The organism is Lujinxingia vulgaris, from assembly GCF_007997005.1.
In the GTDB taxonomy this organism is placed as follows: domain Bacteria; phylum Myxococcota_A; class Bradymonadia; order Bradymonadales; family Bradymonadaceae; genus Lujinxingia.
This window is the reverse complement of record NZ_VOSL01000041.1, coordinates 1-14,503: the sequence shown is the minus strand read 5'-3', so window position 1 is coordinate 14,503 and position 14,503 is coordinate 1. Positions and strand designations below refer to the sequence as shown.

The window sequence follows — 14,503 nt, the reverse complement described above, 5'->3', positions numbered from 1 at the left end:
GGCGCTGGCGGGCCTGGAGCGCCGGCGCCAGGCCGAGCGCGCCGACGACGCGTCGCAGCCGGAGGAAGACTGGAGCGAGGGGGCGCGCGCGCCGGTGGGGCCTGCTCGGTGGATGCCGAAGCGCTTAAGTGAGGAGGAGGCGCAGGAGCTGCAGTCGGAGCTCGATGAGGGGGAGATGCGCCAGGCCAGGCTTCTGGCGATGCGCGAGGATCGCCAGCGCTCCATCGATGTGGTGGCGCCGCGGGTGGAGGCGTGTTTTGAGGATCTTCGCCTCCGCGAGCCCGAGCGTCAGGGGAGGCTCGCGCTGACCTGGACGATGCTCGCCGGCGGTGGACTGGGGCTCATCAACGAGGCCGAGGTGCGCGCCAACGTGGGGCTGCGCGAGCCCGGCTTCGAGATGTGTGTGATGGAGGCGGTGCAGGGCCTGAGCTTTGAGGCCACTGGCGAGTCGGAGCTGCTGGTGGAGTGGGTCTTTGCTCCCGGCGAGCAATGAGCTCGCCGGGGTGATGTGAATCAGCGGCCCACCCAGAGGTCGTGGGCGCGGGTGATGAGTGCGGCGAGCTCGACCTGGTCGGGATCGCCCGCATAGGCGCTCTGGGCGGCGGTGGCGAGCAGCTCGTCGAAGGGGGGCACCTGAGCGTTGCTGCGGGGTACGCGCAGGCTCTCGGCGAAGCCGGCCACCGTGGCCGCAAAGCGCAGCTGGGCGGGGGCTTTGTCGAAGCTCTCGTAGATGCGATCCGGGGTGAGCGCGCGGCTGACGAGCTGGCTCTCGGCGCCGAGCTCCTTTTTGTAGCGGACGTCCACGCGGGCCAGCTCCGCGCTGGTGGCCGGGGCGTTCTCGGTGAGCTCCACCTCGTAGAAGGCGGTGACGGTGTGGCCCGGGCCGAGCTCGGCGGCGTCGACCTCGTCGTTGTCGAAGTCTTCGTTGGCCATCGCGCGTTTTTCGTAGCCGATGAGGCGGTAGTTGGCGATGTAATCGGGGTTGAAGTCCACCTGGATCTTCACGTCGGCGGCGAGCACCTGGAGGGTGCCGACGACCTTCTCACTGAAGATGCGCTCGGCCTCTTCGGGGGTGTCGATGTAGAAGTAGTTGCCGTTGGTGTCGCGAGCGAGCTTCTCCATGATGTCGTCTTTGGAGCCCAGGCCCATGGCGACGGTGGTCACGGTGATGTGATCGTCGCGGTAGGAGCGGATCAGCTCGGCCAGATCTTCGCCGGGTGGGCCGACGTTGAAGTCACCGTCGGAGAAGATGAGCACGCGGTTGTTGCCCTCTTCAATAAAACCCTGCCTGGCGAGCTCGTAGGCCTTGACGATGCCGGCGTCGCCGCGGGTGGTGCCTTTGGCGATGAGGCCGTCGATGGCGCGCAGGATGCGGTCGCGGTCGGCCACCGGGGTGGGCTCCAGGATGGTGTGCGTGCCGCTGGCGTAGGTCTGGATGGCCACGGTGTCATCGGGGCGCAGGCGCTCCACCAGGGTGCGCATGGCGATCTTGGCGGCGGGAAGGCGTGTGTCCAGGCCCATCGAGCCGGAGACGTCGACCAGAAAGACCAGGTTGGACGCCTTCATCTCTTCGACGGGCACATCGGCGCCGCGGATGCCCACGCGCACCAGCTGGCGGGGCGTCTCGGTGGAGCCGAAGTAGCTCGGCAGCATGTCGAGCTGGATGGAGAAGTCTTCGCCGGAGGTGGGTGGGTTGTAGTCGTATTCGAAGAAGTTCAGAAACTCTTCAGGGCGCACCGAGTCAGGGTGAGGGAGTTTGTAGCGCATGATGGCCTCCCGCGAGGCGGTGTAGGAGGCGGTGTTCACGTCGATGGAGAAGGTCGACGTGGGCTCCTGCGCGGCGCGGGTGAAGTTGTGATGGCCGATGGCGCGGGCGGGCGGATCGAGGGCCAGGCGTGCGGGAGGGGGCGTCCTGGGGGTGGGCGGGGGGATGTAGACTTCCGGCGCGCCGCTGCGCGCCTGCGCGACCTCCCGAAGGGCCGCGCGCCGGGCGGCGTTGGCTACCCTGTCGCTAGACGAGTTGGAGCTGTGGTCCGGGACGTTTGAGCGTTTGGGGGCGTCTGGATCGGATGGAAGCGGGCCAAAATAACAATTCGCAGAGACATCCTCGTTGGCCTCCTGAAACTTCGAGGCGACGGTGGTGCCGAAGAGTTTGACCGCGCAGATGGCGACGACGACCAGCGCGGCGAGGATGCCGAGGTAGAATCGAGTGCTGCGATTGAGAATCATAAGGGGCCTCTCAGAAGTTCGGCATTCAAACATCATCGCTTGATGGAACGAGTGTACGTGTTTGGGAGCAAAATTCCCAATCTGGCCGTCGCGAACGTTTGGGGCCGGTGGCTTAACGGAGCGTGATCACTCGGCGGACGGTTCGTCTGGCGCGATGCGCTCGGCGTCGGCCGGAGCCGCAAAGGCCTCCTCGGGGGCGGGAGGGCCGGTGAGCTTGATGATCAGGATGATCACGATCGCCAGAAGGGCGAGGAGGCCGAGGTAGAATGGGGCGCTGCGCTCTTGTTCCATCGGGGCTCCGAACGGTTGAGGATCGATGTGGGGCGTTCTGCGGTGAGCGCAAAGTGTAGGCATTAGCGGACGGGATTCCCAATCGAGCGCCCTGAAAAAAAAGCCCGCCCGGCTTTGCCGGGCGGGCGGTTCTGCGTGAGGTTCGTTGAGAGATGTGATCAGTTTTGCGGCCACAGTCCTTCGGCGACGTCGATGAGCTCCAACAACTCCTGGTGGTGGGGGTTCTCGGCGTCGGAGGCGGCTTCGGCGATGGCGTGGACGTCGGCGAAGCGGGCGCCGTGGCTGAACTCACTCTCTTTGAGGATGGCGGCGAACTCGGCCACAGCGGTGGCGAAGCGGAAGTTGGCCGAGGCTTGCTCGAAGGTGTCGAGGACCTGCGAGCGCTTGATCAGCTGCGTGGTCTCGATGCTCTCTTCGCCGAACTCGGGTTTATGGCGGATGCGCACCTCGGAGAGCATCAGGTCGTCCTCGGAGTCGGTGAGCTCGATCTCGTAGAGGGCGGTGACGGTGTGGCCGGGGCCGACGTCGGCGGCGTCGCGGGCGTCGTCTTCAAAGTCTTCGTTGTTGAGCAGGCGTTTTTCGTAACCGACCAGGCGGTAGCGGATGACCGACTCGGGGTTGAACGCGACCTGTACTTTGACGTCGGCGGCGATGACTTCCAGCGTGGAGGGGAGCTCCTCGCCAAAGGCGCGGCGAGCCTCGGCGACGGTGTCCAGGTAGAGGTAGTTGCCGTTGGCGTCGCGGGCCAGGGCTTCCATCGAGGCGTCGTTGTAGCTCATGCCCACGCCGACGGTGGTGATGGCGATGTTGCGATCGCGGAAGTCGCGCACCAGGTCGACCAGTGACTCGCCGGTGCGGCCGACGTTGAAGTCGCCGTCGCTGATGATGATGACGCGGTTGTTGCCGCCTTCGATGAAGGCGGCTTCGGCCAGGTTGTAGGCGGCGGCGAGGCCGGCCTCGCCGTTGGTGGAGCCGCCGGAGGCCATGCTGTCGATGGCGTTGGCGATGGTCTCTTTCTGGTCGCCGGCGGTGGGGGAGAGCAGGGTGCCGGTGCCGCCGGCGTAGGTCTGAATGGCCACCGAGTCCTGCGGGCGCAGGTGGTTGAGCATCGTGTGCATCGCGCGCTGCGCCAGGGGCAGGCGATTGTCCGAGCTCATCGAGCCGGAGACATCGATGAGGAAGACCAGGTTGGAGGGCTTCATATCTTCAACGCTGACATCGGCGGCGCGCAGGCCGATGCGCAGAAGATGGCGCTCATTCTCAACGTCTTCGGGTGCGAAGTAGGAGGGGGCGATCTCCATGTTGATGGAAAACCGCTCATCGTCGAGGGGCTCGGGGTAGTCGAAGCGGAAGAAGTTGATGAACTCCTCGATGCGCACCTGCTCGGATTGGGGGAGCTGGCCGTATCGCAGCTGGCCGCGGGTGTAGGTGTAGGAGGCGGTGTTCACGTCGACGGAGAAGGTGGAGGTGGACTCCTCGGCGGTGTCGACAAAGGGATTTTCTTCGAAGACCGGGTGGTCGAGGTCGGGGCGCTCCTCGGGGTTGGCGGGAGCAGGCTCCGGGGCGTAGTAGAAGTTATCGCCGGCGTAGATGCCATCGTCGAGCTGATAGCCGCAGGCGCCGAGCGAGAGGGCCGTAAGCGAGAGGGAGGTGGCGAGCAGGGCGCGGGTGTTGAGGTGCGGTTGCATCGGGACTCCGGAGTCCAGGGTGAGGTGAGGATGAGGAGGTGAGTGTCGGTCAGCGTTGGGGCCACAGCTCGCCGGCCAGGGTCACGAGGTCCAAAAACTCGAGCTGGTAGGTATCGCCGGGGGTGGAGGCGGCCTGGGCCACCGCGTGCACATCGTTGAAGCGGGCGCCGTGGCTGAACTCACTCTCTTTGAGGATGGCGGCGAACTCGGCCACAGCGGTGGCGAAGCGGAAGTTGGCCGAGGCTTGCTCGAAGTCGTCGAGGACCTGGGAGCGCTTGATCAGCTGCGTGGTCTCGATGCTCGCGTCGCCGAACTCGGGCTTGTGGCGGATGCGCACCTCCGAGAGCATCAGGTCGTCCTCGGAGTCGGTGAGCTCGATCTCGTAGAGGGCGGTGACGGTGTGGCCGGGGCCGACGTCGGCGGCGTCGCGGGCGTCGTCTTCAAAGTCTTCGTTGTTGAGCAGGCGTTTTTCGTAACCGACCAGGCGGTAGCGGATGACCGACTCGGGGTTGAACGCGACCTGTACTTTGACGTCGGCGGCGATGACTTCCAGCGTGGAGGGGAGCTCCTCGCCAAAGGCGCGGCGAGCCTCGGCGACGGTGTCCAGGTAGAGGTAGTTGCCGTTGGCGTCGCGGGCCAGGGCTTCCATCGAGGCGTCGTTGTAGCTCATGCCCACGCCGACGGTGGTGATGGCGATGTTGCGATCGCGGAAGTCGCGCACCAGGTCGACCAGTGACTCGCCGGTGCGGCCGACGTTGAAGTCGCCGTCGCTGATGATGATGACGCGGTTGTTGCCGCCTTCGATGAAGGCGGCTTCGGCCAGGTTGTAGGCGGCGGCGAGGCCGGCCTCGCCGTTGGTGGAGCCGCCGGAGGCCATGCTGTCGATGGCGTTGGCGATGGTCTCTTTCTGGTCGCCGGCGGTGGGGGAGAGCAGGGTGCCGGTGCCGCCGGCGTAGGTCTGAATGGCCACCGAGTCCTGCGGGCGCAGGTGGTTGAGCATCGTGTGCATCGCGCGCTGCGCCAGGGGCAGGCGATTGTCCGAGCTCATCGAGCCGGAGACATCGATGAGGAAGACCAGGTTGGAGGGCTTCATATCTTCAACGCTGACATCGGCGGCGCGCAGGCCGATGCGCAGAAGATGGCGCTCATTCTCAACGTCTTCGGGTGCGAAGTAGGAGGGGGCGATCTCCATGTTGATGGAAAACCGCTCATCGTCGAGGGGCTCGGGGTAGTCGAAGCGGAAGAAGTTGATGAACTCCTCGATGCGCACCTGCTCGGATTGGGGGAGCTGGCCGTATCGCAGCTGGCCGCGGGTGTAGGTGTAGGAGGCGGTGTTCACGTCGACGGAGAAGGTGGAGGTGGACTCCTCGGCGGTGTCGACAAAGGGATTTTCTTCGAAGACCGGGTGGTCGAGGTCGGGGCGCTCCTCGGGGTTGGCGGGAGCAGGCTCCGGGGCGTAGTAGAAGTTATCGCCGGCGTAGATGCCATCGTCGAGCTGATAGCCGCAGGCGCCGAGCGAGAGGGCCGTAAGCGAGAGGGAGGTGGCGAGCAGGGCGCGGGTGTTGAGGTGCGGTTGCATCGGGACTCCGGAGTCCAGGGTGAGGTGAGGATGAGGAGGTGAGTGTCGGTCAGCGTTGGGGCCACAGCTCGCCGGCCAGGGTCACGAGGTCCAAAAACTCGAGCTGGTAGGTATCGCCGGGGGTGGAGGCGGCCTGGGCCACCGCGTGCACATCGTTGAAGCGGGCGCCGTGGCTGAACTCACTCTCTTTGAGGATGGCGGCGAACTCGGCCACAGCGGTGGCGAAGCGGAAGTTGGCCGAGGCTTGCTCGAAGTCGTCGAGGACCTGGGAGCGCTTGATCAGCTGCGTGGTCTCGATGCTCGCGTCGCCGAACTCGGGCTTGTGGCGGATGCGCACCTCCGAGAGCATCAGGTCGTCCTCGGAGTCGGTGAGCTCGATCTCGTAGAGGGCGGTGACGGTGTGGCCGGGGCCGACGTCGGCGGCGTCGCGGGCGTCGTCTTCAAAGTCTTCGTTGTTGAGCAGGCGTTTTTCGTAGCCAACCAGGCGGTAGCGGGCGACCGACTCGGGGTTGAACTCGACCTGGACTTTGGCGTCGGCGGCGATGACCTCAAGGGTGGAGGGAAGTTCCTCGCCGAAGGCGCGACGCGCTTCGGCGATGGTGTCCAGGTAGAGGAAATTGCCGTTGGCGTCGCGGGCCAGGGCTTCCATCGAGGCGTCGTTGTAGCCCATGCCCACGCCGACGGTGGTGATGGTGATGTTGCGGTCGCGGTACTCGCGCACCAGGTCGACCAGCGATTCGCCGGTGCGACCGACGTTGAAATTGCCGTCTGAGATGATGATAACGCGGTTGTTGCCGCCCTCGATGAAGGCGGCTTCTGCCAGGTTGTAGGCAGCGACGATGCCGGCCTCGCCGTTGGTGGATCCGCCGGAGGCCATGCTGTCGATGGCATCGGCGATGGTCTCGTTCTGATCGCCGGAGGTGGGGGGAAGGACGGTGCCGGTGCCGCCGGCGTAGGTCTGAATGGCCACTGAGTCCTGCGGGCGCAGGTGGTTGAGCATCGTGTGCATCGCGCGCTGCGCAAGGGGCAGGCGATTATCTGAGCTCATCGAGCCGGAGACATCGATGAGAAAGACCAGGTTGGAGGGTTTCATCTCCTCGATACTGACATCGGCGGCGCGCAGGCCGATGCGCAGAAGATGGCGCTCAGTCTCAACATCTTCGGGGGCGAAGTAGGAGGGGGCGATCTCCATGTTGATGGAAAAGCGCTCATCGTCGAGGGGCTCGGGGTACTCAAAGCGGAAGAAGTTGATGAACTCCTCGATGCGCACCTGCTCGGGTTGGGGGAGCTGGCCGTATCGCAGCTGGCCGCGGGTGTAGGTGTAGGAGGCGGTGTTCACATCGACCGAGAAGGTGGAGGTGTCTTCTTCGGCGGTGTCGACGAAGTCGTTCTCTTCAAAGGTGGGGTGGTCGTTGTTGAGGGGAGGAGGCTCGGCGCCGAAGTCTTCGTCGGGGTAGCCGGCGTCGGCGTAGTCGTATTCTTCTTCTTCGTCGGCGGGGTCCGGGGTGGGCGCGGGCTCCTGATGCTCATCGCCCCCGATGGGGTCTTCGGAGCTGCTGCCGATCATGTCGTCGTAGGAGCCGCAGGCGCTCAGAGTGAGGCTGAGCAGGAGCAGAGGGAGCAGCGCTGAGCGGCGGAGGACGGGGGCTGGCGAGCGGGAGGTGACGAGGCGCATCGGGCTGCTCCTGAGGGTGAAGAGGTGAGTTGAGAGATGGCGGTGGGGGGGAGGTTGCAGATCTTATGCCAGAGGTTTTGAAGAGGGATGCGCCGGGAGGTCGGGGAGGGGTGAGGTGGGGAGGAAGGGGCTTCGGAGGTTGTGCGGGGGAGATTGAGAGAGGCAGCGAGGTGGCGTGGGGGGTGGGGTAGGGGATGTCCAGTGGGAGGAGGATGTGGAGTGCGGATGTGGCAGGAGAGAGGTTGAGGCGGTGAGCGTAAAAAAGCCCCCGGCGCGGCGCGCCGGGGGCTTTTTTAAACGATGTCACCCGGAGTGGGGTGAGGGGAGCTTACTCGACGACGAGGGGGCCGACGATGGAGGAGGGAAGACCCACGGTGGCCGCGGTGGTGGAAACCAGCGGGGCGGTGGGAGAGCTCTCCGGAGGGGTGAGTTCGGAGCAGGTGCCGGCGGCTTCCAGGTAGGAGGCGACGGTGGCGTTGGTAGGCACGATGATGCCGTCGGCGCCGATGGAGGAGCTGCTGGCGAGCAGCAGGGTGTCGTTGAAAGGATTGTAGAAGACCGAGCGGCCCCAGACCTTACGGGTCTCGGCGTTGTAGTAGCTCAGGTAGGTCGAGCCGGTGCAGCCCGTGCTGGAGAACTCCAGGGTGGCGGCGTTGACGAAGTCCCCGGCCCAGCTCATGGTCACGCGGTAGCCGGCGGAGGTGAGCACGCTGATGTCGGCGTCGGTGGAGCCGATGACAAGGCCGAGTGTGACGCCGTTGGCGTCGACGAGGGTGGCGCCGCCGCCGGAGGCGTCCTGACCGTCTTCGCCGGCCGGGCCCTGCGGACCGGTCGGGCCCTGTTCGCCATCTTGGCCGTCCTGACCATCCTGTCCGTCGATGCCGTTGCAGACAGATTCGGTGGAGGTGACCTGATCGATGGTGTCATCGCCGGTGGTGTCGTAGCCGAAGGTGACCTGGACGCCGCCGCCCGGGCAGTTGGCGTTGCCGACGGCCAGCGGGGAGGTTTCGACCAGGGGGTTGAGGGCGTCTTCGCCGTCTTGTCCGTTGCTGCCGTCCTGGCCGTTGCTGCCGTCCTGGCCGTCGATGCCGTTGCAGATCTCGCGGGTGGAGGAGGTGTCGTCGATGGTTCCGTCGCCGGTGGTGTCGAAGCCCACGCGCAGGCGCACGCCGCCGGCGGTGCAGGTGGCGTCGCCCTGGGCCAGGGTCTCAAGCTCCATCAGCGAGGTCAGGCCGTCTTCGCCGTCGACGCCGTCTTGTCCGTCGGTGCCGTCGCGGCCGTTGCAGACTTCGACCTCTTCGACGATCTCGTCGCCGGAGATGGCGTCGTCGTTGTTGTCGTCGTAGCCGAAGGTGAAGAGGGTGCCGCCGCTGGCGCAGACCTGGCCGGGCTCAATGGGGGAGGTCTCGACCGCCAGGGTCAGGCCGTCTTCGCCGATGATGCCGTCTTGTCCGTCTTGTCCGTCGGCGCCGTCTTCCCCGTTGGTGCCATTGAGGCCGTCGCGGCCGTCTTCGCCGTTGCAGACCGCGCGGGAGAAGTCGAGCTCGGAGGTGTCGACCAGGCCGTCGTTATCCACGTCGATGCCGCTGCGCAGCTCCACGCCGCCAAACTCGCAGGTCTCACCCGGGGAGAGGTCGCGAAGTTCCACGGTGGGGACCTGCCCGGTGGGGGTGATGGCGGTGTCATCGTCGTCGCCGCCGCAGGCGACGAGGGTCAGGGCAAGAAGGGCAGCCAGGGCGTGGCGGGTGGGGAAGATCATAGAGAGATGCTCCATCGACGTCGGTGAAGGGGGGTCGCTCGCTCGGGTGAATGCTACGGCGACCACCATAGTGAGACGGCGCGTAGAATCAAGTGGTTGTGAAATTTTGTTTCAGTCGGGATCGGCGCTCAGGTAGACGCGGTGACCTTCGTCGTCGACACGGCGTACCAGGGCGGTCATCGCCAGGGTGAGGATGATGAACATCAGGGCTTTGGCGACGCTGTAGCCGATGACGCCGGCGGTCGGGGAGTCGAAGAGGTAGCCCAGGCCGATGCCGGCGGTGCTTAAGATCAGCGCGATGATCTGCCAGCCCAGAAACCAGCGCTGGCGGTTGAGCACGGGCACCAGGGCGCTGGCAGGCACGGCGACGAGCATCGCAAAGAGAAAGCCCATCAGATAACGCGCGAAGCCTCCCGCGCCCACCCACTCCTCGCCCAACACCAGACCGAAGAGCGGAGGGCTGAGCAGGGCGGCGGCGATCGCCGGGAGGATGCCGGCACCGAGCAGGATGAGGGTGGTGCGTTTGTGGTCGGGGTAGAGGGGCAGGCCCTGGTTGAGGCGCTCGCTGGCACGCTGGTAGTAGACCTGGCGCACCGAGTTGGAGACAAGCGTTACGGGCATCTTTAAGATCAGGTAGGCCACCGAGTAGAGGCCGGCGGTGGCGGCGTCGAAGATCAGCCCGAAGAGGAGCACGGGCAGCCCGTTGGTCAGGCCGTTGATGAGGGTGACCGGGGCGTTGTAGCGAGGAAAGTCGCGGTAGGTTCGCGCGACCTTACGGATACGCTCGGCACTGAACGCCCCCCGAAGTCGCGAAAAGTCTTCGCGAAGCACCTGGGCCAGTAAGACCAGTGAGGCGATGATCTGGCCGGCGGCCTGTCCGGCGACCAGCCCCAGGGGGCCCAGGGCGGCCACGCCGGCGCCGATCTTGGAGCCGGCGGAGGTGGCCGAGGCGGCGACCTGGGAGATGGAGAGGCGTTTGAACTCTTTTCGCCGGGAGCACCAGTAGCTCAAGATCTGGAAGACGCCGGTGACAAAGACAAGCGGAGGCACCCACCAGAGCCAGTCGGCGGCGTCGGGCTGGCCGAGGCGTTCGGCCAGGGGGACGCGGCCCAGGGTGATGACGATGAGGGTGATGAGGGTGAGCGTGGTCAAAATCGCCAGGCTCAAGGAGAGCAGGTTTGCGGCGTCGTCATCTTCGGCGGGCAGCACAATGGCCATGTCGTAGCGGAGCGCGGAGACGCCGGCCAGGATGTTGACCACCGAGTTGAGCATGCCGAGCACGCCGAAGGCCGCCGGCAGAAAGAGGCGGCTGAGCACCGGGGTCGACGCCACGGTGATGAGCTGGGCGACGAGCGTGCCGCTGGCCAGCAGGGCGACGTTTTTGAAAAACGCGCTGCGCACCAGGGTTTTTAGTTTATCTACGGCAGACACGCTCAGGCTCGGGGCTGGAGAAGTTGACCATAGAGCGCGTGAAGATCGCGGGCGATGGCCTCGGGGTTGTAGTGCGAGAGCGCGCGAGCGCGGGCGGCCTGGCCGTGGGCGCGGGCGCGCTCGGGCTGAAGGCGGTAGCTGTTGAGCGCGCCGAAGAGGGCGTGGGCGTCGTCGAGGGGCACGGTGCGGCCGGTCTCATCTTCGACGATGGCCTCTTTGCAGGGGCCGATGTCGCTGGTGACGCAGGCAAGCTCCATGGCGGCGGCCTCCAGAAGTACGTTGGGGAAGCCCTCGCGGCGTGTGGGGAGGGTGAGCAGATCGAAGGCCGGGTAGATCGCGGCGGTGTCGGCCACAAAACCTGCGAGGTGGATGTTGGGGTGGGTTTCGAGGGCCTGGCGCGTCTCGGCGCTGAGCGCGTCGCGCTCTTCAAAGGGGCCGACCAGCACCAGGTGGGCGTCGGGGGCGATGGTCGCAAGTTTATCGAAGGCGCGCCAGAGGGTCTCGATGCCTTTGTCGACGACCAGGCGTCCCACAAAGCCGATGACGAAGTCGTCGGGCTTGAGGCCGAGCTCGGTGCGGGTCTGTGCGCGGTGTGCGGCGTCAAAACGCGCCGGGTTGAAGCGGCTGGTGGCGTCGACGCCCTGGCCGCTACCGCCGGCCAAAACGCAGATGCGATCGGGGGGGCAGAGGTTGAGTGAGAGTGCGGTCTGGCGAAGCGCGAAGCCCACGGCGACGGTCTGGTTGGAGAGGCGCGTGGAGACGTGTTCGGTGGCGGTGAGCAGGGCGCGTTTCCAGCCGGTGGCCGTCTCCAGGGGGAGGCCGCGCATGTGGTAGATGCGCACGGGGGTGCCGGCGGCAAAGGCGCTCAGTGTGCCGAGCAGGCCGCCTTTGGGGGTGTGGGCGTGCACGATGTCGGGCTGAAGCCTGCGCAGGGTCTGCCAGAGCTGGCCCAGCGCGCGCAGGTCTTGCACTGGCGAGATGCGCCGGGGCATCTCGATGGTGTGGATGGTGATGCCAAGCTCGGCGGCCATGCGCTCGACATGGGGCCCTGGCGAGCAGAGGGCCTCGATGTGCATGCCCTGCGCCTTCATGTAGGGGATCTGCGTGCGCAGAAAGCCCAGCGACTCGGCGACAGTCGTGATATGTAAGAGGCGAGTCATGCGGTTCCGGGGAAGCGTGGGGCCAGGTCGCTTTGTGTGCGAGCGCGGTCGTAGCAAATTGCGGCCAAAGGATCGACTGGCGAAGGTGATGATGTGATGACCACAAGCGTAAGCGCAGCGGGAGGGGAAAACCATTCCACCGGAGCGCATTCTGGTGCGCGTGACGGGGGCTGGTATGAGGGGGCGCTCGGCGCGATGGCCGGCGGGGTCGATCTCTCGAAGCTCGATGCGCGAGGGGCCGAGCAGGTGCTCTGGCGAGCGCGGCGTTTTGGTCTTGTGGCGCCGGTTTGCCAGCGTTTGCCGGCGGTGGGGGCGGTGGCAAAAGAGCGGCTGCGCCTGACCGCCCAGATGGCGCTGGTGCGGGAGACGACGCTCGACGTGGCGCGGGTTTTTGATGGCGTTACGTGTTTGATTTTAAAGGGGTATCCGCTTGCGGTGTCGCTCTTTGGGGAGGGCTCCCGGGAGCGGGTGAGCGCGGATGTGGACGTGCTAGTGTTGCCCGGGGATCGCGAAGAGATCTGCGGGCGATTGAGGCTGGCGGGCTATATGCCGGCGCTGGAGGAGGCGCCGCGAGAGTGGGCGTACAATCAGCATGCCTGGCGTCATCAGACGACCGGGGTGCTGGTGGAGGTGCACTGGGCGGTGGGGTTTCCAGAGCTTCCGCATCTGGGGGTGGGGCGGTGCCTGCGAGCGTCGGAGACGATGATTTTGCGCGGGGTGGAGGTGGGGGTGCCCTCGGCGGCCTGGGGGATGGTGCAGCTCGCGGTGCACCTGCAGCAGCATCTGGGGTTTGCGCGGGGGCTGCTTGATCTTGCGGCCTGTGTGGACCGGTACGGTGAGGCGTTTGTGAGCGGGGAGGTTGAGGCGCTGGCGCGGGAGCTGGGGGTGTGGGGTGTGGTGAGCTGGGGGCTGGGCGCGCTGGAGGTGTTGGTCGGGCGTAAGGGGGCGTTTGAGGGGCTTGAGCGAGGTGGGGCGGTGGAGGCGTGGGCGCGCGTAAGCGCGGAGAGCGCGCGGGGATGCCTGGTTGGCGAGTCGCCGGGGAGGTGGGGCGGAACGATCGCGGCGGTGATGCCGGAGGTGGGGCCTCTGGGGGCGATTATGCTGCGGGCGGCCACGATGCTGGTGCTCGACCGGCCGTCGATGCGCCTTCGGGGGGCGCTCTACGCCACGTTGCTCGGGCCGCATGAGGTGGGGCGGCGCCTGAGCCAGGCGGGGCTGGAGCGGTGGCTGGGGCCGGGCTGAGCGCGCGGATCGTGGCGGGTTTCTCGGAGCGCAACCGTGGGGAGCGTGGCCGAGAGGTTCAGTCAGCGTGCGGCGGTGGCGTCGGGGAGCGCGAAGATCGTGCCCAGCGAGAAGCTGTGGGAGGCGGCGGTGTTGCGGCCCCAGAAGGTGTAGCCGTAGTTGGCCAGCAGCTCGAAGCCGGCCACGCGGATGATGAGGCCGGCGTCGGCGGTGAGCGCGCTGCGATCGAGGCGAAGATCGAGGACTTCGATGTCGTCGGGGGACAGCTGGTTGGCCGGGGTCTGAGGGCTGCCAGTGACGTAGGTCTGACCGATGACCTCCCCTTCGGTGATGGTGTGGATGCCGCGCAGACCGGCCAGAAGCACGACGTTGTCGTTGATGAAGGTGCCGGCCCGCACGCCTGCCAGGGCCTGGTTGCCGGGACTTCCGAAGCGGTAGCGCAACCCGGCGTCCAGGCGCACAAAGGTGTTGAGGGGGGCGATGTAGGTGCCCAGGAGCAGGCTTTGCGTCAGGTCGCTCTGGGCGTCGCCCAGGGTGGCCTGGCCGCCGATGCGGGTGTTGCCGGCTTCGTCGGTGACGAAGGTGCCGGTGGGCTCGTCGTAGCCGGTGGGGAGCTTGGCGGAGGATTCGGAGGTGATAAAGACTGCGCCGCGCACCAGGTTGTAGCGGGCGTGCAGGTAGACATCGGCCACGCCGAAGGCCGAGGTGTTGAAGTTGCGGATCTGGTCGGTTAGCTCGCCGGCGGTATCGCCGGGTTCGGGGTCGTTGAGCAGCAGAGCGTCGGCCAGGTAGGCGACCTGGCGGAAGTCGACGTCGGCGCCCAGCTCAAAACGATCGGTAAAACCGTAGCGGGCGTGGGTACGCAGGTTGTTGCCAAAATAGCGGCCGTTGAGCGGGTAGGCCTGGATGGGGCGGCCGTCGATGAGAAACTCCCGGGTGGCGCGCTGGAAGGTGTAGTCGAAGCCGACGACGAGCTCGTCGGCCGGCAGCGTCCAGGGGGAGGCCAGGGCCGGGGAGGCGCTCAGGGTGAGGGTCGCGAGCAGGCTGAGAGCGAAGAGGGAAGAGCGCATAAGACGTCTCACACACAGATGGGCGATCATCGAGAGGTTGCGCAGATCAAGGGGGGGCGGGGTGTTGCAGCGCTTTGCATCGCCGGGAGTTGGTGGCTGGCGAGGTCGCTAAAAGAGCCGGGGGGGGCGTTTCTTTTCGGGCTCGGGGGCCGGTGTTTCGTCTTCGGGCTCGTCTTCAGGCTCGGCAACCGGCGCTGCGGGCTCGGGTTCCGGTTCGGGTGTGGGCAGGGGGAGCGCTCTGACCGGAGCGGGCTCTTCGGGAGCGGGTGAGGTCGGGGCGGCGATCTCGTTGTCTGCCGGATCAGCGGGTTCGGGGGCTGCGGGCTCCGGGGTGGTTTCGGGGGCAGGCGCCGGGGCGCGGGAGGGCGCGGTGGTTGTG

At 66.5% G+C, this 14,503-nt stretch carries 11 protein-coding genes and 1 pseudogene; 2 read left to right on the top strand and 10 right to left on the bottom strand.

Annotated elements, in window-relative coordinates; all coding sequences use genetic code 11:
- Positions 1-493 (top strand): hypothetical protein (locus tag FRC96_RS21965; protein WP_230470026.1); only part of this gene is annotated, 493 nt, incomplete at its 5' end.
- Positions 494-513: 20 nt separating this feature from the next.
- On the opposite strand, the gene FRC96_RS08390 is transcribed toward FRC96_RS21965, so the two are convergent.
- The 8 genes from FRC96_RS08390 to FRC96_RS08360 all read right to left on the bottom strand — a co-directional run bounded on the left by FRC96_RS08390 (position 514) and on the right by FRC96_RS08360 (position 11,812).
- Complete coding sequence (locus FRC96_RS08390) at positions 514-2,229, bottom strand: vWA domain-containing protein (protein WP_230470025.1); 1,716 nt, start codon at positions 2,227-2,229, stop codon at positions 514-516.
- Between the two features lie 126 nt (positions 2,230-2,355).
- Positions 2,356-2,520, bottom strand: coding sequence for a hypothetical protein (locus FRC96_RS21960; RefSeq protein ID WP_230470024.1), 165 nt, complete (start codon positions 2,518-2,520; stop codon positions 2,356-2,358).
- 158 nt (positions 2,521-2,678) lie between these two features.
- Entirely contained in the window at positions 2,679-4,208 is a 1,530-nt protein-coding gene (locus FRC96_RS08385; RefSeq protein WP_146974052.1) for a vWA domain-containing protein, read from the bottom strand.
- Between the two features lie 49 nt (positions 4,209-4,257).
- Positions 4,258-5,787, bottom strand: coding sequence for a vWA domain-containing protein (locus tag FRC96_RS08380; RefSeq protein WP_146974051.1), 1,530 nt, complete (start codon positions 5,785-5,787; stop codon positions 4,258-4,260).
- 49 nt (positions 5,788-5,836) lie between these two features.
- Positions 5,837-7,462, bottom strand: a complete 1,626-nt coding sequence (locus tag FRC96_RS08375) for a vWA domain-containing protein (RefSeq protein ID WP_146974050.1) — start codon at positions 7,460-7,462, stop codon at positions 5,837-5,839.
- A gap of 328 nt (positions 7,463-7,790) precedes the next feature.
- The gene (locus FRC96_RS08370) at positions 7,791-9,221 is read right to left on the bottom strand and encodes a DUF7151 family protein (protein ID WP_146974049.1); all 1,431 of its coding nucleotides are present in this window, start codon (positions 9,219-9,221) and stop codon (positions 7,791-7,793) included.
- 111 nt (positions 9,222-9,332) lie between these two features.
- Positions 9,333-10,652: an oligosaccharide flippase family protein gene (locus FRC96_RS08365; RefSeq protein ID WP_230470023.1), complete on the bottom strand. Its 1,320-nt coding sequence runs from the start codon at positions 10,650-10,652 to the stop codon at positions 9,333-9,335.
- Positions 10,653-10,654: 2 nt separating this feature from the next.
- Positions 10,655-11,812 carry a glycosyltransferase family 4 protein gene (locus FRC96_RS08360; RefSeq protein ID WP_230470022.1) on the bottom strand — a complete coding sequence of 386 codons (1,158 nt, stop codon included), beginning with the start codon at positions 11,810-11,812 and terminating at the stop codon, positions 10,655-10,657.
- Positions 11,813-11,908: 96 nt separating this feature from the next.
- On the opposite strand from FRC96_RS08360, the gene FRC96_RS08355 reads away from it, so the two are divergent.
- Positions 11,909-13,054, top strand: a complete 1,146-nt coding sequence (locus FRC96_RS08355) for a nucleotidyltransferase family protein (RefSeq protein ID WP_146974046.1) — start codon at positions 11,909-11,911, stop codon at positions 13,052-13,054.
- A gap of 62 nt (positions 13,055-13,116) precedes the next feature.
- Here FRC96_RS08355 and FRC96_RS08350 read toward each other — a convergent pair whose 3' ends face one another.
- Both FRC96_RS08350 and FRC96_RS21955 read right to left on the bottom strand, forming a co-directional pair.
- Entirely contained in the window at positions 13,117-14,124 is a 1,008-nt protein-coding gene (locus FRC96_RS08350; protein WP_146974045.1) for a hypothetical protein, read from the bottom strand.
- 108 nt (positions 14,125-14,232) lie between these two features.
- Positions 14,233-14,503, bottom strand: a pseudogene (locus FRC96_RS21955) (hypothetical protein); the annotation flags it as partial.

What these genes read in the sequence shown, in the direction of transcription:
- FRC96_RS08390 (WP_230470025.1), bottom strand. Translation starts at nt 2,229, where the DNA reads ATGATTCTCAATCGCAGCACTCGATTCTACCTCGGCATCCTCGCCGCG.
- FRC96_RS21960 (WP_230470024.1), bottom strand. Translation starts at nt 2,520, where the DNA reads ATGGAACAAGAGCGCAGCGCCCCATTCTACCTCGGCCTCCTCGCCCTT.
- FRC96_RS08385 (WP_146974052.1), bottom strand. Translation starts at nt 4,208, where the DNA reads ATGCAACCGCACCTCAACACCCGCGCCCTGCTCGCCACCTCCCTCTCG.
- FRC96_RS08380 (WP_146974051.1), bottom strand. Translation starts at nt 5,787, where the DNA reads ATGCAACCGCACCTCAACACCCGCGCCCTGCTCGCCACCTCCCTCTCG.
- FRC96_RS08375 (WP_146974050.1), bottom strand. Translation starts at nt 7,462, where the DNA reads ATGCGCCTCGTCACCTCCCGCTCGCCAGCCCCCGTCCTCCGCCGCTCA.
- FRC96_RS08370 (WP_146974049.1), bottom strand. Translation starts at nt 9,221, where the DNA reads ATGATCTTCCCCACCCGCCACGCCCTGGCTGCCCTTCTTGCCCTGACC.
- FRC96_RS08360 (WP_230470022.1), bottom strand. Translation starts at nt 11,812, where the DNA reads ATGACTCGCCTCTTACATATCACGACTGTCGCCGAGTCGCTGGGCTTT.
- FRC96_RS08355 (WP_146974046.1), top strand. Translation starts at nt 11,909, where the DNA reads ATGACCACAAGCGTAAGCGCAGCGGGAGGGGAAAACCATTCCACCGGA.
- FRC96_RS08350 (WP_146974045.1), bottom strand. Translation starts at nt 14,124, where the DNA reads ATGCGCTCTTCCCTCTTCGCTCTCAGCCTGCTCGCGACCCTCACCCTG.